The organism is Psychrobacter sp. APC 3281, assembly GCF_030407815.1.
Lineage (GTDB): Bacteria > Pseudomonadota > Gammaproteobacteria > Pseudomonadales > Moraxellaceae > Psychrobacter.
The window spans coordinates 29,471-53,085 of the sequence record NZ_JASDCS010000001.1; the positions used below are offsets into that span (position 1 = coordinate 29,471).

Below are 23,615 nucleotides of genomic sequence, written 5' to 3' on the forward strand. Positions count from 1 at the left end.
CTAATTATCTTACATTTTTCTATGTTCGGATCAGCCTATGTCTAGGCAGTAGCAGTAAAATGTTGGCTTAATTCCTGAATATGCTCAGGGCCAATACCGCAGCAGCCACCGATTAATGAAGCGCCCTGTGCTTGCCACTTTTGTGCCCAGAGCAGATAGGCAGGCGGGGTCAAATCATCACGTACTTCATTAAGCGTATCATTTGCCGCGGCATTTTTTGGTTGCGGCGGAAAGGCATTGGCATAAGCGCCAAGTTCGATATGCTGCGCTTGTTTTGCTTGCAGGACAGTCTGTGCGACATCTAGTGCTTGTTCGATGACATCAGGTTGGCAGCAGTTAAAGAGTATTGCCTCGACATCGAGAGCAGCCATCGTTGCCACGGCTTCCTCGACGGTTTCTCCTGAACGCAGACGTGGTACATCGATATCCATACTGTCTTCTAAGGTAAAAGCGACCCATAGCGGTTTATTGTCCGTATCTAGCGTATTAAGTAGCTCACGAACAGCGATAGACTCGGCGATTAGACTCTGAGTCTCAGCGAGCCAAAAATCGACATACGGATTTAGACCTTTGATCAGTGGGGTGGCGATATCTTCTACGTGGTCAGCATCAAACAAGTCTGCACGGTAGGAGCCAAACAGTGGCGGGATAGAGCCAGCTACTTTGGTTGCTGCGCCTTCCAGCGTCACTGCTGCACGTGCCATTTCACCTGACGCTGCTGCCAAATCTTGTGCTTGCGCCACAAAACGCTCCTCGCCGATATGAAAGGGTACTAGCGCGTAACTGTTTGTCGTAATGACAGCCGCGCCGCTCTTGATATAGGCACGGTGTACATCACGAACGATCTCTGGCGCTTCTATCATTGCCAGTGCTGACCATTCAGGTTGACGAAACGGTGCACCACGCTTCGCCAGTTCTCGTCTCATGCCACCATCAATAATTGTGGTTGTATTTATTGGCATAACGAATCCTTCTTTATTGTGAGTAGACGAACCTGTAGAGGTGCTATTGTTAAAAATAGAATTATTTTAAGGAGCGAAATACTAGGCGTAATAAGCGTCAGATGCAACCACAGGTTGAATAATGTTAACAATTAATCGTGTGGCTGCTTGTCTGTTTAGAGGAGGTATACCTTAGATACTAAGGCTGGGTTCTTTTCTTTTCAATGACTTGAATCAGTTTGCTCTGCACTGACGATGCATCAGCAGGTGGTCTAGCAACGGCTGTGTTTTTTATAAGCAAGGTATATTCATAATCAGGCTCATAATCAAAACCCTCTATACCACTATATCGATACTGCCAATCTACTTGACTATCGACTTGGTCAGCTGGCTTTGTTAAAAGGCAGGATTGTGGCGCAACGCCTACGCAGTCTACTTGATGGTCAGCGACAATGATTTTGCGTAATACATATGGCATGGCATGTACAGTTAGCTGATGCTCACCATCTGGCTTTGATTGCTCGTCTGTTACTTCTATGTCACCTTCGACTTCTATATAGTCACCCATCGCCAATTTTTGCATTTGATAAGCATTCTGCTGACCAAAATTAGCTTTGCTAATAGACGCGGTATAGGACTTTCCATCTTGGGCTACGATAGTGACTTTTTGCTGATTTCTATCTTGCGAAGTAATACCTGTTACTTGACCGATTATCGCTTCAGCGCTGCTTGGTTTTAGGGTGCTTAGGAATGAGTTACTGTCTTCAATCTGGCTAATACTCGTTTTAGCATTCGAGTTGGCTTGGTTGTGACTGCTACACGCAGTTAGAGAGGATGTGGCAATGAGTGCCAAAGTGCAAAATTTAATAAACGACATGACATATCCTTATTATGGTTGATTTATATATTTATTTTTAATGCTCGATGAAACTGCCTAGAGCGATTTTTGTTACTGTTACTGTTACTGTTACTGTTACTGTTATTGTTTTGATGCTGAGGCTAGCAGTTTGTTGATACAAATAATGCCTCGCTGATTCATAGTGAGGCATTATTCATAAATTTAAGATAGAGCTACGTAACAGTCCTTAAGGTGTTTTTGTTTTAGGAACGGCTTTGAAGTGAGCCGTTTGATTGTCATTCTTAATGACTAGCACAGGGTTGTTATCGCTATTTTTACCAAAGCTGTATTTGCCTTGTACTGTTGTGGCAGCAGCACTATCAAACTGTGCTAAGTGTTCAGGGCAGGCCATTCTAGTGCTTCTGATTGCGCTCAGTTCTACCTCGCCATTCGTCACACTGTATCCTGCGCTCATATTGTTGCAGGTATTCATAAGGCTTACCATATTGCGGCCTTCAACAGTCATAAAGTCCAGCGTTAATGGTCTTGATGGATCAAAAAATAACGCTTCAACCAAGTCTCCATTATTAAGCTTGGCATCTATAAGGCGCCAATTGTTCGCCTCTAACGTCTCTACTGTGATTGGCTGTACGGTTGGTTTGGTAACACTAGTCGTTGTTTGGCAGCCAGTAGCAAGTGCACTCATAACAAGCGTGGAGGCCATCATTATTTTCATTGTATTTTTCATAGTCATCTCTCAAAAAGTAGATAGTTTAAAATGTCTAATATTTTTATTTAAAAGTTAGCGTGTCTGGATTTTAATTATCACAAAGAAGTCATATAACTACAAGGACGCTTTGATTTTCAGATAAGGAGTCTACAGAAAGGCGATACTCGAAAAGACAATGTTCACAGAGTCAGTATTTAAAAAGGCTAAGTTACCGCCTTTTACTTACATCATTCAATAACAATTAAGTACAAAAAAAGCAGATACCGTTATTAGTATCTGCTTTTTTTATCAAAAATCAGTCTATGAGGAAGTTGCTATATCTTAAGTTATAACAGCTTTCTAGACATTATTAAGCTTGAGGCTTGATCAAGTACTTCTCTCCAGTCGCCTGTTTGCCATAAGCGGCGATTGATTTTAATTGTAGCGCTTCTTCTAGGGTCACTTCATGCGTATAGCTGCTCGCAAAGGTAGTGGTGATTTCTTCTGCCACGCGTTTGCGCATGGACTGAACCGTTTCACTACCAAGCTTACCAAGTGCATTGAACAATAAGAAACCATTCACACCCCACGCAAAACCAAAGTTACGGTTTAAGGTGATCGGACCACGGTCTAAGGCACCATAAATATAAGCTTGTTTAAAGGTATTTGAGCCATAGACGCTGTATTCTTCTACGTCACGAGTAATAGCTGCCTCTATACAGTTTAGAATATCGCTGGTGAGCTTACCGCCACCGATAGGGTCAAACGAAATCGTAGCGCCTGTTTCAGTAATCGCGGCGGTCAAATCGGCAAGGAACGTCTCGCTGCTTGAGTTCACCACATATTTTGCGCCCATATCGCGCAATAGCTTTTCTTGCGAGTCTTTACGGACGATATTCACCAAATCAACACCGTCTGCCATACAGATACGGTTTAGCATTTGACCAAGGCTAGAAGCAGCTGCTGCATGTACGATGGCTTTGTGACCTTCAGCGCGCATGGTTTCGACCATTGCCAGTGAGGTGAGCGGGTTTACAAAAGACGATGCGGCCTCGGTAGCAGTCGTGCCATCTTGCATCTCTATGCAGCTTTTCACATTCACACAGTGATACTGACGATATGTACCGCCACCAATCACCGCAACCATTTTGCCCATGAGTGCTTGTGCGGCTTCTGATGAGCCTGCTGCGACGACTGTACCAGCGCCTTCGTTACCGACTGGCGTATCTTTATTTACCCGCGTTTTGAGTGATGGCATGAATTTCGCAGGCACATCAGCGGTAATGATCGGGCTGTCATCAGTGCCTGATTGTACAGCGGTTGACATATCAGCGGCGCTGAACATCACACCAAAATCAGAGGGGTTCAATGGCATGGCTTCCATGCGAACGACAACTTCGTCAGCACCGGGCTGTGGCATCTCGATGTCTTTTAAAGACAGGGTTAATTTGTTGTCATCACTGATGGTTGAAACCAGTTGTTTATTTTTATCGGTCATAAGATTTGCTCCTGCAAATAGTTGGATTTTTAGACCAATCCCTTTACGGCATTGGTCGTTCTTTAGATTATCGAGTTTTAGTAATTTTCTTAATGTGGCTCATTTTTAGTGGCCACACTGTCATATGTTATTTAGCGTTTGCGGCTTGGATTTGAGCTTTAACGTGTCGCATAAATTCAGGCATGTTTGCTTGACTGTCTGCCTGAACGCTTTTTGCAATGTCGGTTTCACTCATGGCTTTGTTCCATTCTTTCATGCCGTCCACCTCTGCCAGTACATCCCACTCAAGCTGAGTCGCTCCAAAAGCGTTGACAATAGTGTTGACGTAATGCACATAGATGTCAGCCATGGTGAATTGCTCACCTGCAATCCAAGGCGAAAACTTGCATAAGCGATTCATAGCAATAATACCGCGGCCCAATACTTGACGTACTTCCTCTTTGATTGCGTTAGGTGCTTGCACGCCAGAAAATACATAAGGAATCAGACGACGACTTGGTAGCTCAAAATACAGCTCTGCTATTTTCATAATCTGACGTACAGTCGCGCGTTCTGCTGCATCGGCAGGATATAGCGGCTTTTCTGGATAGGTTTCTTCCAAAAAGTCACAAATCACGTTGGATTCCGACAGATTAAAACCGTCAGGCATGGTGATCGCAGGTACTTTACCCACTGGACTGACGGTTAGTAGATCATCACTACCAGCGTACAAAAGGTCCTCTTGGAACGGAATGCCCTTATATAAAAGAGCGTGTTTTACTATGTTGTAATAGTTGCTTGCAGCAAAGCCGTGCAAAGTAATCATAAGTCATTCTTCCATTGTTGACGTAAAAGTTATTTTTAATCGTGTTTTCATTGCAACGTTTAGGGCGTGTTTGATATTCACAAATAGGCACTGCTGATTGCTAAAACGGTTCCAGACAAGGCGTAAAACGACGGTAATGCTCGTGCCTTAACTAGATTTACAACACAGTATGGGGCAGTTTTAGCATCAGCTCCAATATAAACAGAAGGAGACAGGACTATTTTTTGCCACTTCATTGTTAAAACATAGACGCTTAGAATGACTAAACTTACTATTTTTAACGTCGAACTGTCTAAAAAATAGTCTCTGTCAGTGCCATGGTCGAATATCAAGCACGCCCTAAGTTAAACACATTATTACTGGTTTTAATGTGGTTATATATAAGGAATAACGTGAATCACTATTGCTTTTAAGACAATAATAAAGCGAAAATACTTAAACATTCATCTAAATGGAGAGGTCAGTTGGATCAATTACGTGCCATTAAGTATTTCAGCAAAGTCGTAGAAACGGGCAGTTTTACTAAGGCGGCAAGTGCATTCAATGTACCGCCATCCTCACTATCGAGACGAGTATCTGATTTAGAAAAGAGCTTGGGCGCGACACTGTTAAAGCGCTCGACCCGAATCGTTAAATTGACCGAAGTAGGGCAGGTCTATTACGACGATATGCAGCAAGTATTGGATCAGATCGAGCAAAGTAAAGAAACGGTGCGCAGTTATCAAACCACGCCAATGGGGCGCTTACGCATCAGCTCGATGGTGGGCTTTGGTGAAAGGATACTACTGCCGTTGTTAGATGATCTTGGTAAGTTATACCCAGAGATTGTATTGGATGTCAGTCTCAGCGATGAGCTATCAGCACTAGGACGTGACGATGTCGATATTGCGATTCGCGATGGTTATGCACCAAATGAGCGAGTGCTTGCCATTAGGCTCATGGACAATGGGTTTATTCCGGTTGCGTCGCCCAATTATTTAGAGATGCATGGCGAACCTAGTCATGTGATGGAATTAAAAGAACATAAAGGCCTGTATTTCAAAGCGCCAAACGGGCCAACGCCTTGGCTCTGCTATGTCAACGATCAGTGGCATGATGTCTCAGGACCTGCAGTGGCAATTTCAAACAATGGACCATGGCTAGCCAAAAAAGCTTGTGATGGTGAAGGGATTTTGATGTCCACTCGATGGGCACTATCCTCATATCTTGAGTCAGGCGCATTGCAAGAGATTAAATTTGAGCATCCATTAGCAATCACGCAGCACGCTGATATGGCCGTATATCTGCTGTATCAAAAGCAGCGCTATCTAGTGCCTAAGGTAAAAGCTGCTGTCGATTTTTTGGTTGAGAAAATAAAAGTAGGGAGTGAGCGTTGATGTAAGGGAAGTGTGCTATCTACAACCTCATTACATTCATATTCGTATCAACACCTAAGAGGCTTAAGATACAATCGTTATAGGATATTATGACAGGCTACTCATTATATTCCTGATGGAAAATAACAGATAGCTCGTTGGCTGCCTCTTGCATGACAGGCACATAGCTCAGTAGCTCATCCAAAGATTTTCTGACAGTAGGACTATGAGTAAATACCGTAGCAAATGCAGGCTGGTCACCATTCGGAATCGGGACAGCACAGGCGACCATACCAGGAATAAACTCTTCATTATCTGTCCCTATCTGTGTCTTACGCACTTCAGCAATGGACGTCATGAGTTGTTTTTTGTCAGTCTGAGTATGGGTCGTGAGCGCCTGTAACGATAGTTTTTCTACAATACGCTCGCACTTATTATCTGCCAACTGCGTCAACAATAATTTGCCACTGGCACAGGCCCAGATAGGTATATTGGTTCCGGTAGGTAACTGTATTTGGACAGGCCAGTCAGATATCACACGATCGATATATACCACTTCTAAGTCTTGCAGCACCGCAATCCCTACCGACTCACCAATTTTGGCTGAAAGCTGTTGTAATATCGCCAACCTTTCTGCTTTAAAAGGACTGTTTTTCCACAGGTCTAAAGCTAAGTCATGCGTTCTTTTTCCGCAGGTTACTTTTCCATGCAAATCCAATTGGACAAATTGAAGCGGTTGTAGCTGATTTAACAATCGGTACATACTGGGTACAGGGATGTCCAATGTTTCTGCTAAATCAATAACGCCCATAGGCTTAGAAGATCTAGCCAATACTTCTACGATTTGCAAAACTCGCTCGACGCTTGAGCCCTTTTTTTTGACATTATTCATAGTTCAATTTGCATCCTTAACTGTGCGTTCAAGAAGATTACTCATCATATTCATCACATATTTCTGTATTCATATCTTGTCATATCGAAGGTGTTCTGATAAGTTACATAACGATAATCATAGTTCTCGGTATATGAAATAAAGTTATAAATAGCCATACCAATATAAAACAAATAATAAACTTTTATCTGCTAAAAATAATAAAGCGTAAGAGGTTGTAATCATGTTAGATTTAGCAAATATGACGCCGACAGAGGTCAGAGCGTTAATCAGTAAAAATGAACTTAACAAGCCGACTTCCGGCATGTGTAAAGGTCATATACAAGCAAACTTAGTCATAGTGCCCAAAAATTTGGCCTATGATTTTTTATTGTTTGCACAAAGAAACCCAAAGTCTTGTCCTATTTTAGATGTAACAGATGTCGGTAGCGCAGAGCCACGTCTCATGGCAAAAGGCGCAGACTTGAGATCTGATGTCCCAAAGTATCGGATATACAAATTTGGCGAATTAGTGGCTGAGGTGTCAGATCTAAAAGACTATTGGAGAGAGGATTTGGTCTGCTTTCTTTTAGGATGCAGTTTTTCCTTTGAGTCTGCCATGCTAAATGCGTCTATTCCTATCAGACATATCGAAGACAATCACAATGTGCCAATGTATATCACAAACATAGAGACTGAGCCTGCAGGACAGTTTCATGGGAAAATGGTGGTTAGCATGCGGCCAATACCTTATCCATTAATCACCAAAGCCGTCCAAGCCACCTCTCGATTTCCGCAAGTCCACGGCGCGCCTATTCATATCGGAGACCCTAGTGTCATCGGTATAACCGACATTCATGCGCCTAATTTTGGTGATGCATCCATCATAAAAGAAGGCGAAGTCCCTGTATTCTGGGCTTGCGGTGTGACGCCGCAAAGTATCGCTATGACTAGTAAGCCAGAGCTGATGATAACGCATTCACCAGGACATATGTTTATCTGCGACCCAAGAGATGAAGACTTGGCAGTTCTATAATTTTTGATGACAACAGCACTTTTAATACGCATAGAGATAATTAATTTCAAACTATTATTTTAATAAGCCAATCAATAAATTGTCACATATCGTTCAACAATCACACACTACATACATCACTAGGTACGAATTTTTTATAAAAAATAATTGTTCACTTTCACTCTAACGGAATAGCCAATCATATGAATATCAATTTCACGGATCTGGAAAAACTGATCAAACTTGCAGAATGCGCCGATATAAAATCTTTAGAAGTCACTGATGGTGATGCACGTATTTCTATCGTTTGCCAATCTGACGGCAACCAAAGTAGCGGCAATCATATCGCTAATACTCCCAACCCAACGGCGTCTCATTCAGAGTCTCAAACCGAAACCACTCAAAACAGTACGGATAATAATACCAATGTAGACAGTAATCATAGTGATGAAACTGTGACTACAGAGGTGGAGAAATCCCAAGTAATAGCGCCTATGCTAGGTACGTTTTATCTTCGCTCTGAGCCGACAGCAGAAGTGTTTTTTCAGGTAGGAGATAAGGTAGAAGTAGGGCAGACACTATGCATCATTGAAGCCATGAAAATGATGTACGAGGTCAAAGCAGAAACTGCGTGTACGCTTAAAGAGATTTTGGTCGATGAAGGTGATGTCGTAGAGTATGCCCAGCCCTTATTTATTATAGAGCCAAACAGTTAAAGCCACTCAATAGCCGCTCAATATTGTATAGACGCTGCACAAACACTGTATTTGACACTATATTTTTAAGGGAATAAACATGTTCACAAAAATCTTAATTGCCAATCGAGGCGAGATTGCTCTACGTATTATCCGAGCTTGCAAACAGCTAGGCATCCAATCAGTCATTGTCCATTCTGAATCAGACAAAGACTCGTTACCCGTGCGCCTAGCCGATGAAGCAGTATGCATCGGGCCTGCCAATGCCACACACAGTTATCTTAACCAACGAGCGATTGTGTCTGCTGCAAAGCTTACCAACGCACAAGCTATCCATCCAGGTTATGGCTTTTTGTCTGAAAACTCAGAATTTGCGGCCTTAGTTGAAGATTCGGGTCTCACGTTTATTGGTCCAACGGCTGACAATATCAGAAACATGGGCGACAAAGTTGAAGCCAAAAAGCAAATGACGATGGCTGGCGTGCCTTGTGTACCTGGATCGAATGGCGCATTGCCTGCTGATTCAGAGCAAGTTATCAAGATTGCCAGTGACGTTGGTTATCCAGTCATTATCAAAGCAGCAAGCGGTGGCGGCGGTCGTGGGATGCGCGTGGTCGAAAAAGAAGCCGACTTACTCTCTGCGATTTCTATGACGCAAACAGAAGCCAAAGCCAATTTTGGTAGCGCCATTGTCTATCTTGAAAAATACCTACAAGCACCGCGTCATATCGAAGTGCAAGTCATGTCCGATACCCACGGTAATGCTATTTATTTAGGCGAGCGTGATTGCTCTATGCAGCGTCGTCATCAAAAAGTTATTGAAGAAGCGCCAGCACCTGGTATTACTGAAGAGCAGCGCCAGAAAATCGGACAAGCATGTGTCACAGCTTGCGAGCAAATGCAGTATAGAGGCGCAGGCACGTTTGAGTTTCTATATGAAAATGGCGAATTCTTCTTTATCGAGATGAATACTCGTGTGCAAGTTGAGCACACCATCACTGAGATGGTGACGGGTGTTGATATTGTGCAAGAACAAATCAGAGTGGCTGCCGGACTCACGTTAGCATACAAGCAAAGTGATATCGCCATTACCGGACACGCTTTTGAGTGCCGTATTAATGCTGAAAACGCGCAGACATTTTTGCCAAATGCTGGACGCATAGACTACTGCCACATGCCAGCAGGGTTTGGTATCAGAGTGGATAGCCATGCTGAGTCGAACTACACCGTGCCGCCATCTTATGACAGTTTGATTGCCAAGATATGTGTACAAGATCGTTCAAGAGAAAAAGCGATAGAAAAAATGCGTGCGGCATTATCAGAAGCGCAAATCACCGGTATTGATACCAATATTGGTCTGCATCAGCGACTCTTTGAGGATAAGGTGTTTTGTGAAGGTCAAATGAGCATCCATTATCTAGAACAGTGGATACAAGACAATATATAAATCAGTTCTTGTCTGCAAAAATGAAAACCAAATCTGACATTAGCGTCAGAAGCGTCAGAATCAGAATATAGTCGGTTCAATATAATTTGGATACAAGGAAGGCGAGTGAAAGTACTACAAGTCGTAGACTAAGCGAGCCTGACACCGTATCCAATTTATAGATGATTTGACTGTAGTAGATAAAAATAATGGAGCACGTGCTAATGGAACTACAATGGCAACTATGCAGTGAAACCAATCTCGCGTTGTTTTTCCCTAAACCGATCACCTTAGAAAAACAACAAAAGTGCTGGGCTTTATCAGACAGCATCCAGAAAATGCCAGAAGTCATCGAAGTGGTGATTGGTATGAATACGCTCAGTGTATTCATCGTGCCATTAACTTGGGCTGAGCTTACTACCTTTAAAGATAAGCTGTCAGATTTGCTCAATGACATCCCTTCAAAAACCATCCATGGCAAGCACGTCGAGATACCAGTACATTACGGTGGAAAATATGGCCCTGATCTAGCGGCCATGGCGAATGAGCTAAATCTCTCGGTCGAAGCCGTTGTTGAGCTACATACTAAAGCCACTTATACCGTTTACTTTATCGGTTTTCAGCCAGGATTTCCTTATCTTGGCGGCTTGTCTGAGTCGCTGTATTTCCCAAGACACGCCATCCCTAGAACTCAAGTACCCGCAGGCTCAGTGGGTATAGGCGGCGAGCAGACAGGGGTATACCCTTTTGAGTCTCCAGGCGGTTGGCAGTTACTCGGCCAGACGGATACTGCTTTATTTGATTTAACCAAGTCTTCTCCGACGTTGCTTAACGCAGGCGATACTTTGACATTTAAAGCGATTGATATTCATCAATAAGCGATAAATAAAAAATGCATGAATCAAAAAGACAAAAAAACAGGTGGTATCAATGAAAATTTTAACCGCAAGTGCCCTTGCCAGTATTCAAGATTCGGGACGACTGGGTTACCGAAGCATGGGCGTGGGTAGAAATGGCGTGATGGACAACTGGGCGCTACAAGCTGGCAATGCTTTGATGAAAAACGAAGCCAACGAACCTGCTATTGAAATAGCGCTCGGTGAGCTAACCATAAAGTTTGAAGAAAACGTCAGCTTTTGCTTAACAGGCGCTTTATACGAGGCCTATCTAGACGACAAGCGTGTTCCTTGCTATTGGCGTATCAATGCAACAGTTGGGCAAACGCTCAAACTTTTGCGTCCGCTACAAGGTATGTATACCTATTTATGTGTGCACGGCGGCTTTGATATCGAGCCAGTATTGCAGTCAGCCAGCACCAATCTCAAAGCAGGGTTTGGCGGATTTAAAGGCAGATATTTAAAAGCCGATGACAGCTTAACGGTGAAAACTGAATCCAGCCTACCTGTGATTGGGGTGGCTCGACTTGCACCAACCGAGGTTATTCGAGTGATAAAAAGCAGTGAATATGATTGCTTCACTGAGTCGTCTAAGCAAGCGTTTGAGACCCAGCCATGGAAACTACAAAGCAGTAGCAACCGTATGGGTTACCGTTTGGAGGGAGCTACAGCGCTTGAATTTAGTAAGCCAGTAGAAATGAGCTCACATGGCGTTGATATTGGCATGATTCAGGTGCCACCACAAGGACAACCGATTGTGTTAATGGCAGATGGGCAGACGACGGGTGGCTATCCTAAAATCGCAACCGTGATTCAAGCAGACATAGGGCTGATGGCACAGATTAGATTTGGCAAAGCCTGTCAGTTCGTCATTGTGTCGTTAGAGCAGGCGCTGCGTGAACAACAGAAAAGACAACATTACATCGATCAAATAAAGGAGTATGCCAATGAAAATTGATTTAAATGCTGATGTGGCTGAAGGCTGCGGGCAAGACGATAAGTTATTGACGATAGTCAGCTCAGCGAATGTCTGCTGCGGCTTGCACGCTGGGTCTTATAGCGAAATGCTAGCAACTTTGCAATTGGCAAAAGCAAACAACGTGAGCGTAGGTGCACATCCTGGTCTAAACGATAGAGAAAACTTTGGCCGTATCCATCAGCCATTAAGCGAATCTGAGTATCGTGCTTTATTGGCATATCAGTTGGGCGCAACCAAAGCGCTTTGTGACTTGGTTGGTGTGTCATTAGACTATGTAAAACCGCATGGTGCGTTGTACAACCAAGCCGCTATTGATGAAGATTTATCAGACATTTTGGCCAGTGAAATCAAACGATTTGATCCAAATCTAAAAGTCATGGGTCTGTCTGGTGGTTATTTGGTTAAATCAGCTAAGAAACAGGGTCTAGAAGCAATATCAGAAGTGTTTGCCGATAGAAACTATGAAAAAGACGGCTCATTGGTCTCTCGTAGCAAAGACAATGCGCTAATAACCGATACGGATGATGCGATTAAGCATGTATTGCAGATGATAACTGAAGGGACTGTCACCAGTGTCTGCGGTCAAACCGTACCCGTAGAGGCACAAAGTATCTGCCTACATGGGGATGGTGAACACGCTATTTTGTTTGCGCAAGAAATAAAGAAACAACTAGAGCTCAAAGGTATCACTATCTCTGCCCACTAAATATCCGTTTCCTAATCATTTGATTAAATAATCCCATATAGAACAAGGATGTTTATGAGCACCATAAAAAAAGACAATACCGCCATTTTAGGCGCGGCCTTCCTGATGGCCACATCAGCAGTAGGGCCAGGGTTTTTGACCCAAACGGCCACATTTACCGAAAGCCTAATGGCAAGTTTCGGCTTTGTTATCTTAATCTCTATTGTTATGGACATCGGCGTCCAGCTTAACGTTTGGCGCGTAGTCGCAGTCTCCAAAAAACGCGCGCAGGAAATCGCCAATTTGGTATTTCCTGGTGTCGGTTACTTGCTCGCGTTCTTAATCATTGCGGGTGGCCTAGCTTTCAACATTGGTAATATTGGCGGTGCTGGACTTGGCATGCAGTCCATGTTCAACATGTCGCCTATCACAGGCGCCCTGATCAGTGGTGTGATTGCCGTCGCGATATTTTTAGGCCGAGAAACGGGTCCTATGATGGATAAATTCGCTCAGTTAATGGGCTTTATCCTGATTGTATTGGTCATTTATGTGGTCTTTAAATCTGATCCGCCATTAGCAGAAGCCGTCAGCAAAACCATCATGCCTGACAAAATTGATGCAGTGGCTATCGTGACGCTAGTTGGCGGTACGGTTGGCGGTTATATTACTTTCTCAGGTGCGCATCGCTTATTGGAAGCAGGCGTCAGCGGAGAAGAGAATTTAAAATCAGTAACCAGAAGCTCTGTCTCTGGTATTTTAATTGCCTCTGTGATTCGCGTATTTTTATTCCTTGCCGTATTAGGCGTGGTATCTCAAGGCTTCGCATTGGATCCTGCCAACCCAGCTATGTCGCCGTTTCAGTACATTCTAGGAAACGCAGGTAAAGTTATTTTTGGTATGGTGATTTGGGCGGCGTCTGTGACCTCGGTGATTGGTGCTGCTTATACCTCTGTGTCTTTTATGACCAACTTTCATCCGTTCATTGAGACTTATAAACGCTACTTCATTATTGGTTTCATCGTTATCTCAACGTTGGTGTTTGCCACTATCGGTAAACCGGCTCAAGTATTGGTATTGGTTGGTACGTTAAATGGCTTAGTGCTACCTATCGCCATGGTCATCGTTCTGATTGCCGCCTACAGAAAAAATATCGTTGGCAATTATAAGCATCCGATTTGGATTGCGGCATTTGGTTGGTTAATCGCCATCGTGATGAGTATCCTAAGTGTCATGACCATTGCTAAATATCTGGGCATGAGTTAAAAAATTAAGATAAGGAATGTATTATGGATATAGAGCAAATAACACGTGTGGTCAAACTGGTTGAAAGCAGTCAGCTGCACGAAGTCACGATTGCCGACAATGGGCAATCTATTAGGGTGGTTAATAATCTAGGTGCGCAGAATAATGTTAGCGCTAACCCTATAGAGGCCACGACTACTCATGAGCCTGAACAGCAGGGTAGTGATGTCTTGCAAGTAGGTGCCACCTATGTAGGGCAGGTATACTTAAGTGAAGACGATGCAACAGACAACTTGGTCAAAGAAGGCGACCATATTCAAAAAGGTCAGACCATTTGCTTCATTGATGAGTTAACCCGTTTGCAGCCAGTGATTAGTAATAAAGAAGGTGTGGTCACGGCAGTTTTGGTTGAAAGTGGCCAGAACGTTGAATACGGACAGCCTATTTTTGAGTTAGCTCGTAGTTAAAGACAGTTAACGTAGTTTTGGTTAAATCAAAATATAAACCCTTTAAGCATCATCTGTCGCTTAAAGGGTTTTTTATGTGCTGAGTATTATCATCGCTTAAGCAATTTTTTATCGCTAACTCTGTGAAAACTGAAGTTTTTATGGAAATCGTGGTTTAATAAGGTGTGAAACAAGGGCAAATAACAATTGGTTCTTTTACAAGGAAATGGCGCTTATTTTGGTAAAAAACAAAGAAAATATTTGGAACTTTGACGAAATTTAGCAGTAAGCGAAATAGGTATTGGAGTTGCGATTGCTATAGGTCTTTATTTCCAATGTTAAGTCTCAAGAAGGATGTTATTCTGAGTTAAAAGCTGTCTAGTAAAATCTGGGAAGCTCACAAATTTCAGCTAATTATGAGGTTAGTAACAAATGAGAGATGTCATTAGTGATGATAAGATAAGAGACTTCCGGAATTTAGTAAATTCTAACTCAAGCTTTGTATATCAAATCTATAAAAATAAAGGTGACAAGAACCTTTTTAACCTAGTCTGTTCTTGTTTAGACTGGATTACAGTGTCAGTTCGACATTTGGAGAACGTCACTAATTTTGATAAAAACATAGATACAAAATCTATGCAGGTCTATTCTTTAATATCTTCGATTGACCTTATATTCGAATCAATTAAGCAACTGCACAGAGTATTTATAAATGAAAAAAATATACCATTTTCAGGTGAAAAAAAGTGTTTTAATGAACGCTTGTTTCCTAGTGAAGATGATAACAACTATTTCAAGACTATAAGAGCTTGCTTTGGTGCTCACCCTGTGGATTTAAAGCAATCGAAATCAAAACGCTTTGCTAGTTGGCCTTTTGAGAGTCATGTCAATAGTGGCGATTTAAGTGTCCATTTATACAGTAGAGATGTAGATGCAGAAGATCTACTGTTAAACCTCAACATAAATGAGTTATTGGAATTTCTCATTACTCGATATGACTATCTAGATGTTATTGCAGACAGGATAGAAAGTTTATTCAGCGAGTATCAGAAAAACCTTTCAAACCAAGCGATTGAAACGAAACCTGATCCGCTTGAACAGCTCTATATTCTTAGGAATGAGTCTAAAAAACGCTTAGACAACGATTATTATGATAGTGAAATTAATGATCTAATTATGATTTTCGAAGCAGAAGTTACTGAACCCAAACTTGTGCAAATGGCCGATAATTACAAAGACTCTCTCTTACCTCTAATTGGAGAAATTAAGACTAATCTTCAAGTGATGAACCTCGTTGATTTAGAAAATGACTCTATGGTTAGAGTTCGCTCAGGCCTTGGCGTGCAGTTAAGTTATGAACTGTCAAAGTTCTATAGTTGGGTGTACGGTGATAGATACGATCCACTATTGAACTACTACTTTGAACGATTCAATGAAGTTACAAAAGGTAAGTTTAACTTCACTAGTTGTGATGAAATTAACCTGACATTTCTTAAAGTAAAGTTGATGTTAGCCGAATAAAATACAAATTCAGAAGGGTTTCTTCTTATAACCACAAACAGATCAAATTCATTAGTGAATCTATTGATTCTCTAAACCATAGATTGACTTGTTCTAGAGGTGTATTGGCATAGTAAGTTTGGTCAAACATTGATACTCAAGATTATTACGAGTAATGACTCCAAATAATAACGCGCTATAAATGAGCTAATGCTAGCGTCCGCTTCATTTAGCTTGCCCAAGATCATCCAGAATAGCGCACTCTGCATTATCATCGCCTGCACAATGATCAAAAGAGTTCTGTAGCGAGTCGACCATCTCCTGCAATTGCGCAATTTTTTGATTCAACGTTTCGATATGCTCTTGTGTCAGTTGCTTAACATCTGCACTCTGACGGTTAGCATTTTTGCGCAAATACAGTAACTCTTTCATTTGCTTAGATGAAAACCCCAAGTCACGAGAGTGTTTTAAAAAGCATAAGTCGTCTATATCGTCTTTAGAATACAAGCGATAACCTGAGTTCGACCGATTGACTGTTTCTAGCAAGCCAATCTGTTCATAGTAGCGAATCATTTTGGTAGAGATACCTGATTGCTTTGATGCTTGACCAATATTCATATTTCTCCTCCTAACTTAAAAAGGGACTTAAATGACAAAAGGGTTTAAATAATCTGTGTATTTAAACCCTATATGGATATTCTTTACGATTCTACATTCACTCTGTAGCGGTTTAGTAGTTCGCTGACTATACTTTAAAGTACTTGAGGCGTAACGCATTACCTAATACGAAAACAGAAGATAGCGCCATTGCGCCTGCCGCAAAAATGGGTGAGAGCAGGATACCAAAGGCGGGATACAAGACACCTGCGGCAATCGGAATCAAGGCGACATTATAAATAAATGCCCAAGCCAGATTTTGTCTGATATTACTGATGGTGGCTTTACTCAAGGCAATCGCAGTAGGCACGCCTTGCAGACTACCTGACATTAGCACCACTTCAGCCGCCTCAATCGCCACGTCTGTGCCTGTACCAATGGCCAATCCAACATCTGATTGAGCCAATGCAGGGGCATCATTGATACCGTCACCAACAAATGCCACTCGGCCATATTGTTCTTGCAATTGGCGTACTGCATCTACCTTGCCTTCGGGCAACACTTCTGCCACTACCTGATCAATACTTAATGTTGCAGCAATGGCTTGAGCTGTATGGCGATTATCACCTGTAATCATGGCCACTTTTAAGCCCAACTGATGTAGTGCAGCGATGGCGGCATGAGTCGTCTCTTTAATAGGATCTGCAACGGCGATGATAGCGGCTAACTGCTGGTCAATAGAGACATAGAGTGGGGTTTTACCTTCTTGCCCCAAACGTAGCGCATCTTGTGCAAAAGGCGCGACATCAAGCCCCAATTGTTGCATGTAACGATCAGCGCCAATGTGAATCACTTGTCCTGCCACGTTTGCTTGAATACCCAAACCCGTCATCGCCTCAAAGTCAGTGATAGGCAGCAGTTGAATATTCTGTTGCTCTGCGGCTTGTACAATGGCTAAGGCAATGGGATGCTCAGATTTTGCTTCAACCGATGCCACCACACGTAAGACCTGTTCTTTCTCAAACCCTTGTTGGACTTGGAAATCTGTCAACGTAGGTTTGCCTTCAGTCAATGTGCCTGTTTTATCAACGGCAACCACGCTCACATCCTGAAGCATTTGTAGCGCTTTACCTTTACGGAATAGCACACCCAATTCTGCACCGCGACCTGTACCGACCATAATAGAGGTGGGAGTGGCCAATCCCATTGCACAAGGGCAGGCTACAATGAGGACGGCAACCGCATTGATTAAACCAAAGGTTAAGGCAGGGTCAGGGCCAAAAATCAACCAAACTATAAAGGTCAATGCTGATAAAAACATCACCGCTGGTACAAACCACATGGTGACTTTATCCACCAATGCTTGAAGCGGTAATTTAGAACCTTGGGCTTGTTCTACCATACGAATGATTTGTGCTAATACAGAATCTTCACCGATGGCTGTTGCCCGAATATTCACGGTGCCGTTTTGATTGATAGTACCGCCGACTACTTGATCACCTGCTTGTTTTTTCACAGGAACAGGTTCACCAGTAATCATAGATTCATCAATATAACTGTGACCGTCAACCACCTCGCCATCGATAGGCACACGCTCACCTGGACGGATTTCAACTATCATTTTTGCGGTGACGTCTTCTACAGGGACTTCAATGACTTTGCCATCTTGCTTTACACGGGCGGTCTTTGCCTGCATGCCTACTAAATGCTGAATGGCTTGAGAAGTACGTCCTTTGGCCTTTGCTTCAAAATAACGACCTAATAATATCAAGCTCACAATCATGGCAGCGGCTTCGTAATAGACGTGCACCGTGCCTTCAGGTAGCGCTTGCGGGATAAAGGTCGCTATTAGAGAAAAGCCATATGCTGCGACGGTACCAATCGCCACTAGCGAATTCATATCTGGCGCAAAACGCAATAAGGCTGGCACGCCTTTTTGATAAAAGCGTCGGCCTGGAAAGAGTAGTACCAGTGTGGTCAAAACAAACTGTATCAGCCAACTTTGCTGAGTGCCGAGGTTATTCACTACCCACATATGAAAGGCTGGAATCATATGCGAGCCCATTGCTAGAATGAATACGGGCAGTGACAACAGCGCAGAAAATCCCAAATCTCGTTTAAGCTGATTTTGCTCCGTGGCTTTCTTATCTTGTCGATCACTTTGGTCTTGTTCTACCAGTTTGGCCTCGTAGCCCGCTTTTTTAACGGCCTCAATTAAATCACTCGTTTGTATTTGAGCGTCGCCTTTAATCCAAGCACGCTCAGTCGCAAGGTTTACTGTGGCTTGTTGCACGCCAGCGACTTTGGCCAAGGATTTTTCTACTCGTCCAACGCAAGAGGCACAGCTCATGCCTTCTATAGATAGCTCGATAGGCTTGGTTTCAGTCACCTTATAGCCTGCACGTTCTACCGCTTTGTTTAACTGGGCGACATCTACAGGCTGAGATGAGTAAACAGTCGCCTGTTCAGTGGCAAGATTTACCTCGGCATTTTCAACATGTTCAATATTTTTTAATTGTTTTTCGATACGCCCGACGCAAGAGGCGCAACTCATGCCTTCAATGCTCAGCACTTCATGATAAGTAGGGGCTTTAGTATTTTTTGTTTTCATAACAACCTCTGTCGTTTTTAATCTATAGTGACAGCATATAGGTTGACATCATGGTAAGGTCAAGCGTATTTCTATAATACTTTCAGGCGCATTTATAGTAGCGTCTTATATTCGTTGCTAAGTTCAAAATAGCTCGATTATGGTTTATTGTTGAAGGTATGGCGGCATTAATTCTAAAATAGGGCAGGATAAATGACTGATAATAAGATAAACTGCCCAGCGAGCGCTGATAGGGTTCGATAACTCTCGATAGCTTTCGATCAATTCACTGTATTTGGCTGCTAGCGAATAAAACAACAATAATAAGAAATGCTGCTAGCAATGACAGAGTACACCGTCAACAGCAGGTGACATCAGCACCGTTAACACAAAATATTTATACAAGACCATTGATATTAAGGCACATCACTATGGAAGAAGTACCAAATACGATAGAACAAAGACCCGTATTCATGCCCAAAGTCAACAGTGACAATTTGGTAAAAACGGATATGGTTATGTTTGAGCGGCATGTGGGATTTGCGACCAGACAAAAGAAAAAATCCATCAATGACTTACAGCAAGTCATTCGCAAAAAGTATGGATTTAAGCAAGTATTAGAGCTGTCCAGCAAATCTGGAAATAAGCTGAGTTTTCCATTAAGTCCGTTTAGCTTAAAAATTACCGATGAGCATGATGGTAATCCATATAGTGTCGAAAATGCTTTTCAAGCCAGTATGGTCTTTGAAGATGGTGGTCCTTATACAGATTTGCTAACAGTAGCGCCAAGACAAGCCAGAAAAGATGAGCGATTGATGACCTCGGGCGAGCTCATTGGTTACAACTACTTTGGTATGGAATGGGGCGTAGAGCCGTTAACGACATTTTATGACTGGCTGTACGTGAATGCGCTCAAGCAAAACCCTCAGCTGCATGAAGAAGTGATTCAATATCAAGGATTTACTGATATTACCTTTAATCCTAAAAAGTCTATCCATAGTGCAGCGTATGCGTTGGCGCTGTTTGTGGCACTGCATAAACGAGAGTTGCTCGATAATGTTGAAGACCCAATGGCGTTCTATGACTTATGCAATAATTTTAAAATCAGCAATACTGAGCACCTACTAGAAGAAGGTTGGATCTGATCGTCAAATCAGCTTGCTTAAGTTTGCTTGAGCCGAAAGCCACGATACATTATGTATCGTGGCTTTTTTATGTCTCTATATTTAGAGCTATTAGGGCGTGTCTTCGTTTCAAAAATGGTGATAAAAATGAGATAAATTGCCGTCAAACAAGAAAAATAGCGCAGATAATATCGGGATATTAGCTAGCTATTTGACGATGTTTGGCAAGATTTAGCCATTTTTAGCCCATTGAGATGACTATCGAGTGAATTGAAGACACGCCCTAGTAACTATACTTAAGCTTTACAGCCAGTAGTTCTCTTGGACATAGGCGATACAGAGATCATAAAATGCTTGAGCTGGGGGAGAGATAGATTTATCAGCAAGTTTGAAGATACCGATTTGCCGGTTTAAAGAAGGGTCAACTAAATCTATCCAAACGAGTTCCGGCTCATTCGCAGGGAAGGCAAGTTTGGGTAAAGTAGTGATACCTAGATCATTACGCAATAAAGAAAACAGCGATGTGATGTTTTCTACCGTGTACCTTGCCCTGCGATTGGTCGATTCGGCTGGCGTGTTCTCGAGCAATCTACAAGTACCATTATAAATAAACGGCTGCGCCATGAGTTGCTGCCATGTCACCCCTTGCGCCTGATTTAACTGGTTGTTTAGCTCATTACTTTTCAGACAGACCACGCCAATTGGGTCTGATATGAGTAAAGTGAAATCTATATTCGTTTGATCAATACTGGTGCAATTGCCCAGTGCCAAATCAATTTCTCCGGCTAACAATCGATTGGCCACACCGACAGAATTATCATCTATCAGTACAATATCAATATCAGGATATTTTTTTGAGTATTCGACCAATACGCTAGGTAACAATTTAGTCACTAGCGACGGTACGCTTGCAATCCTAATTTTACCTTTTTCGCCGGATGCAGAGGCTTTTAAGTCATCTTCTAGCGCTTGATAAACGCTAAGAAACTGCTCAATCTTTGGTAAGCAGGTTTCACCGAAAGGCGTGAGTAGAGCTTTGTTTCCTACTTCAAATAATCGCTGTCCTAAGGTTTTTTCTAATTCCTTTATCGAGGCTGACAAAGCAGCTTGCGAGCGATTGGCACGATCAGCCGCCGCACGAAATCCTCCTTCTTCCACGACAAATAAGAAATGACGCAATTGCTGTAGCTTCATATTCAGGCCATCCAAAACTATTCTCTAATAATCTATCTTAAATGATAGGTTAAATCTATCAAAATTCAAATTTAATTAGTTAGATTTATCGTTACTAATTGAGTAGGATAAGTCATGTAGCAATTGGCAGCGATTAAATAAATTTCAAATCACTTACTGCTGAAACCACTTATCAAAGGACATGACAATATGATGACTCACTTAAACAAACAGGCCGTTAAAACCTCGCTTTATGCGTCTAAAGCACCTTTGGAGTGGGCCATCACTAATAACGGAACCTTATACACTGCCCAAATTCCTATCGATGAAAATGGTGATGTGGTTGCAGGCGGTATAGAAGCGCAAACTCGCCAAACGCTAGACAATCTTAAGCACACGCTAGAATGTGCCAATGTTGGCATGGATGCAGTTCTACAAGTAATGATCTACGTAACCGACCGCGACTATCTAAAAACTGTCAATCAAGTTTATGCTGAATATTTTGAAGCACCTTATCCAAATCGGGCAGCACTGGTAATAGCTGGACTGGCTCGTAAAGAGATGCTGGTTGAGCTGGTCGTATATGCCGCTGTGCCTTAAATCTAATCTTAATATTCCATCTTTTAATACTTTATCAAGGAAGCTCTTATGTCAGCCCAAACGACCCAAAAGATATTGCAACAAGACCCAACCAAATCACTTTATATCAATGGTGAATGGCAGGCAGGCGTAAATACCGTTGCCAATATTAACCCATCTGATATCACTGACACTATCGGTGAGTTCGCACAAGCCAGTAGCGATCAAGTCAAAGATGCCATCGCGGCGGCACGCCATGCCCAGCCAAAGTGGGAAGCGACTCCTTTAGAAAAGAAGCAGTCTATCCTACAAGCCATTGGCGATGAAATGATTGCTCGCTGTGATGAGCTAGGTACGCTGTTGTCTCTTGAAGAAGGCAAGCCGTTCGCCGAAGGTCGCGGCGAGATTTATCGCGCAGGTCAATTCTTTCATTACTATGCCGCTGAGGTACTGCGTCAAATTGGTGATAATGCTGATTCAGTGCGTCCTGGTGTCAAGGTCGAAGTTACCCGCGAAGCAGTCGGTGTGGTCGCCATTATCTCACCTTGGAACTTTCCAACTGCCACTGCTGTATGGAAAATCGCGCCAGCTTTGGCCTTTGGTAACACGATCATTTGGAAGCCTGCAAATTTAACGCCAGCTAGCGCGGTCGCATTGGCTGAAATCATTCATCGTCAAGGTCTACCTGAAGGTACGTTTAACCTGCTATTGGGCGGCGGCTCGTCAGTCGGTGATGCGCTTATTAATTCTACAGATATTGATGCGGTGAGCTTTACCGGCTCTGTACCAACAGGTCGCAAAGTCGCTGCTGCTACTGCTCCAAACTTTATCCGTTGTCAGCTTGAGATGGGCAGCAAAAACGCCTTGGTTATCGCTGACGATGCTGATTTGCAAGTTGCTATCGATGCGGCAGTGGCTGGTGCGTTTGGCGGTTCGGGTCAGAAATGTACGGCTTCTTCACGTCTTATTGTGATGGACGGTATTCATGATGCGTTTGTAGACGGTGTGATTGCCAAAATGAAAACCCTAAAAGTTGGCCATGCACTTGAAGACGGCATATTTATGGGGCCTGTCGTCGATGATAAGCAGCTGGCATCAAATATGGACTGGATCGAAAAAGCCAAGCAATCTGGTGCCAATTTAGCCTTTGGCGGTGAGCGTTTAGAGATGCCGCATGACGGCTACTATATGTCGCCGACGTTGTTTACTGAGACGGACAACAGCTGGGATATCAATCAAGAAGAGGTGTTTGCACCGCTAGCGTGTGTCTTACGTGTCAAAAATCTAGAAGAAGCGATTGCGATGACCAATGATACGCGCTTTGGTCTGACGGGCGGCATCATCACTCAGAGCTTGCGTAGCAGTGCGATGTTCAAAGAGCAAGTACAAGCAGGCTGTGTCATGGTCAATCTAGCAACTGCGGGTACGGACTATCATGTACCGTTTGGTGGCCGTAAACAGTCAAGCTTTGGCCCGCGTGAGCAAGGTCAATATGCCAAAGAGTTCTATACCATCGTCAAGACCGCTTATCAAAAAGCGTATCAGAAACCTTATTGATAAGCATGTTAGCCGCTATCGAAGCGACAGGGTGTAAACACGCACTCAATAGCAAATGATAGCGGTCACTTATAAAAGTATTAAAGGGAATTGA

General features: G+C 42.9%; 22 protein-coding genes. 13 read left to right on the forward strand and 9 right to left on the reverse strand.

Translation table 11 applies throughout. The features are described from left to right. Positions 1–41: 41 nt before the first annotated feature. From QL886_RS00120 to QL886_RS00140, 5 genes are all read right to left on the reverse strand, one after another. Positions 42–962 (reverse strand): homocysteine S-methyltransferase family protein, encoded by a 921-nt coding sequence (locus QL886_RS00120; RefSeq protein ID WP_290177221.1) that lies wholly within the window; start codon positions 960–962, stop codon positions 42–44. 178 nt (positions 963–1,140) lie between these two features. Further along, positions 1,141–1,818 (reverse strand): DUF4377 domain-containing protein, encoded by a 678-nt coding sequence (locus QL886_RS00125; RefSeq protein WP_290177222.1) that lies wholly within the window; start codon positions 1,816–1,818, stop codon positions 1,141–1,143. A 208-nt stretch (positions 1,819–2,026) separates the two neighbouring features. Beyond that, positions 2,027–2,485 carry an META domain-containing protein gene (locus tag QL886_RS00130; protein ID WP_290177223.1) on the reverse strand — a complete coding sequence of 153 codons (459 nt, stop codon included), beginning with the start codon at positions 2,483–2,485 and terminating at the stop codon, positions 2,027–2,029. A gap of 373 nt (positions 2,486–2,858) precedes the next feature. Continuing rightward, positions 2,859–3,986, reverse strand: coding sequence for a zinc-binding dehydrogenase (locus tag QL886_RS00135; protein WP_290177224.1), 1,128 nt, complete (start codon positions 3,984–3,986; stop codon positions 2,859–2,861). Positions 3,987–4,113: 127 nt separating this feature from the next. Next, the gene (locus QL886_RS00140) at positions 4,114–4,791 is read right to left on the reverse strand and encodes a glutathione S-transferase family protein (protein ID WP_290177225.1); all 678 of its coding nucleotides are present in this window, start codon (positions 4,789–4,791) and stop codon (positions 4,114–4,116) included. A 464-nt stretch (positions 4,792–5,255) separates the two neighbouring features. On the opposite strand from QL886_RS00140, the gene QL886_RS00145 reads away from it, so the two are divergent. Continuing rightward, positions 5,256–6,167 (forward strand): LysR family transcriptional regulator, encoded by a 912-nt coding sequence (locus QL886_RS00145; protein ID WP_290177226.1) that lies wholly within the window; start codon positions 5,256–5,258, stop codon positions 6,165–6,167. A 97-nt stretch (positions 6,168–6,264) separates the two neighbouring features. On the opposite strand, the gene QL886_RS00150 is transcribed toward QL886_RS00145, so the two are convergent. Continuing rightward, positions 6,265–7,038 (reverse strand): IclR family transcriptional regulator, encoded by a 774-nt coding sequence (locus QL886_RS00150; protein ID WP_290177227.1) that lies wholly within the window; start codon positions 7,036–7,038, stop codon positions 6,265–6,267. Between the two features lie 223 nt (positions 7,039–7,261). Here QL886_RS00150 and QL886_RS00155 point away from each other — a divergent pair, with 223 nt between their 5' ends. From QL886_RS00155 to QL886_RS00195, 9 genes are all read left to right on the forward strand, one after another. Then, positions 7,262–8,053: a putative hydro-lyase gene (locus QL886_RS00155; RefSeq protein WP_290177228.1), complete on the forward strand. Its 792-nt coding sequence runs from the start codon at positions 7,262–7,264 to the stop codon at positions 8,051–8,053. Positions 8,054–8,235: 182 nt separating this feature from the next. Continuing rightward, on the forward strand, positions 8,236–8,748 hold the full coding sequence (accB, locus tag QL886_RS00160) for an acetyl-CoA carboxylase biotin carboxyl carrier protein (RefSeq protein ID WP_290177229.1): 513 nt from the start codon (positions 8,236–8,238) through the stop codon (positions 8,746–8,748). A 79-nt stretch (positions 8,749–8,827) separates the two neighbouring features. After that, on the forward strand, positions 8,828–10,174 hold the full coding sequence (accC, locus tag QL886_RS00165) for an acetyl-CoA carboxylase biotin carboxylase subunit (RefSeq protein ID WP_290177230.1): 1,347 nt from the start codon (positions 8,828–8,830) through the stop codon (positions 10,172–10,174). 188 nt (positions 10,175–10,362) lie between these two features. Next, positions 10,363–11,031: a 5-oxoprolinase subunit PxpB gene (pxpB, locus tag QL886_RS00170; RefSeq protein WP_290177231.1), complete on the forward strand. Its 669-nt coding sequence runs from the start codon at positions 10,363–10,365 to the stop codon at positions 11,029–11,031. A gap of 52 nt (positions 11,032–11,083) precedes the next feature. Continuing rightward, complete coding sequence (locus tag QL886_RS00175) at positions 11,084–12,007, forward strand: biotin-dependent carboxyltransferase family protein (protein ID WP_290177232.1); 924 nt, start codon at positions 11,084–11,086, stop codon at positions 12,005–12,007. Continuing rightward, complete coding sequence (gene pxpA / locus QL886_RS00180; RefSeq protein WP_290177233.1) at positions 11,997–12,734, forward strand: 5-oxoprolinase subunit PxpA; 738 nt, start codon at positions 11,997–11,999, stop codon at positions 12,732–12,734. The genes QL886_RS00175 and pxpA overlap by 11 nt, the downstream gene beginning before the upstream one ends. A 54-nt stretch (positions 12,735–12,788) precedes the next feature. After that, positions 12,789–13,976: an NRAMP family divalent metal transporter gene (locus QL886_RS00185; RefSeq protein WP_290177234.1), complete on the forward strand. Its 1,188-nt coding sequence runs from the start codon at positions 12,789–12,791 to the stop codon at positions 13,974–13,976. A 23-nt stretch (positions 13,977–13,999) separates the two neighbouring features. Continuing rightward, the gene (locus QL886_RS00190) at positions 14,000–14,422 is read left to right on the forward strand and encodes an acetyl-CoA carboxylase biotin carboxyl carrier protein subunit (protein ID WP_290177235.1); all 423 of its coding nucleotides are present in this window, start codon (positions 14,000–14,002) and stop codon (positions 14,420–14,422) included. Positions 14,423–14,833: 411 nt separating this feature from the next. After that, complete coding sequence (locus QL886_RS00195) at positions 14,834–15,922, forward strand: hypothetical protein (RefSeq protein ID WP_290177236.1); 1,089 nt, start codon at positions 14,834–14,836, stop codon at positions 15,920–15,922. A 204-nt stretch (positions 15,923–16,126) separates the two neighbouring features. Here the strand turns inward: QL886_RS00195 and cueR are convergent, their stop codons facing one another. Together cueR and QL886_RS00205 are read right to left on the reverse strand one after the other, a co-directional pair. Further along, positions 16,127–16,519 (reverse strand): Cu(I)-responsive transcriptional regulator, encoded by a 393-nt coding sequence (gene cueR / locus QL886_RS00200; protein ID WP_290177237.1) that lies wholly within the window; start codon positions 16,517–16,519, stop codon positions 16,127–16,129. Positions 16,520–16,646: 127 nt separating this feature from the next. Beyond that, positions 16,647–19,109, reverse strand: coding sequence for a heavy metal translocating P-type ATPase (locus tag QL886_RS00205; protein WP_290177238.1), 2,463 nt, complete (start codon positions 19,107–19,109; stop codon positions 16,647–16,649). A gap of 410 nt (positions 19,110–19,519) precedes the next feature. Here QL886_RS00205 and QL886_RS00210 point away from each other — a divergent pair, with 410 nt between their 5' ends. Then, entirely contained in the window at positions 19,520–20,233 is a 714-nt protein-coding gene (locus QL886_RS00210; RefSeq protein WP_102090645.1) for a hypothetical protein, read from the forward strand. A 282-nt stretch (positions 20,234–20,515) separates the two neighbouring features. Here QL886_RS00210 and QL886_RS00215 read toward each other — a convergent pair whose 3' ends face one another. Further along, a complete protein-coding gene (locus QL886_RS00215) occupies positions 20,516–21,406 on the reverse strand; it encodes a LysR family transcriptional regulator (protein WP_290177239.1) in 891 nt (296 codons plus the stop codon). Positions 21,407–21,595: 189 nt separating this feature from the next. Between QL886_RS00215 and QL886_RS00220 the strand changes: the two genes are divergently transcribed. Both QL886_RS00220 and QL886_RS00225 read left to right on the forward strand, forming a co-directional pair. Continuing rightward, positions 21,596–21,985, forward strand: coding sequence for a RidA family protein (locus QL886_RS00220; protein ID WP_290177240.1), 390 nt, complete (start codon positions 21,596–21,598; stop codon positions 21,983–21,985). Positions 21,986–22,033: 48 nt separating this feature from the next. Further along, a complete protein-coding gene (locus QL886_RS00225; protein ID WP_290177241.1) occupies positions 22,034–23,521 on the forward strand; it encodes an aldehyde dehydrogenase family protein in 1,488 nt (495 codons plus the stop codon). Positions 23,522–23,615 lie beyond the last annotated feature (94 nt).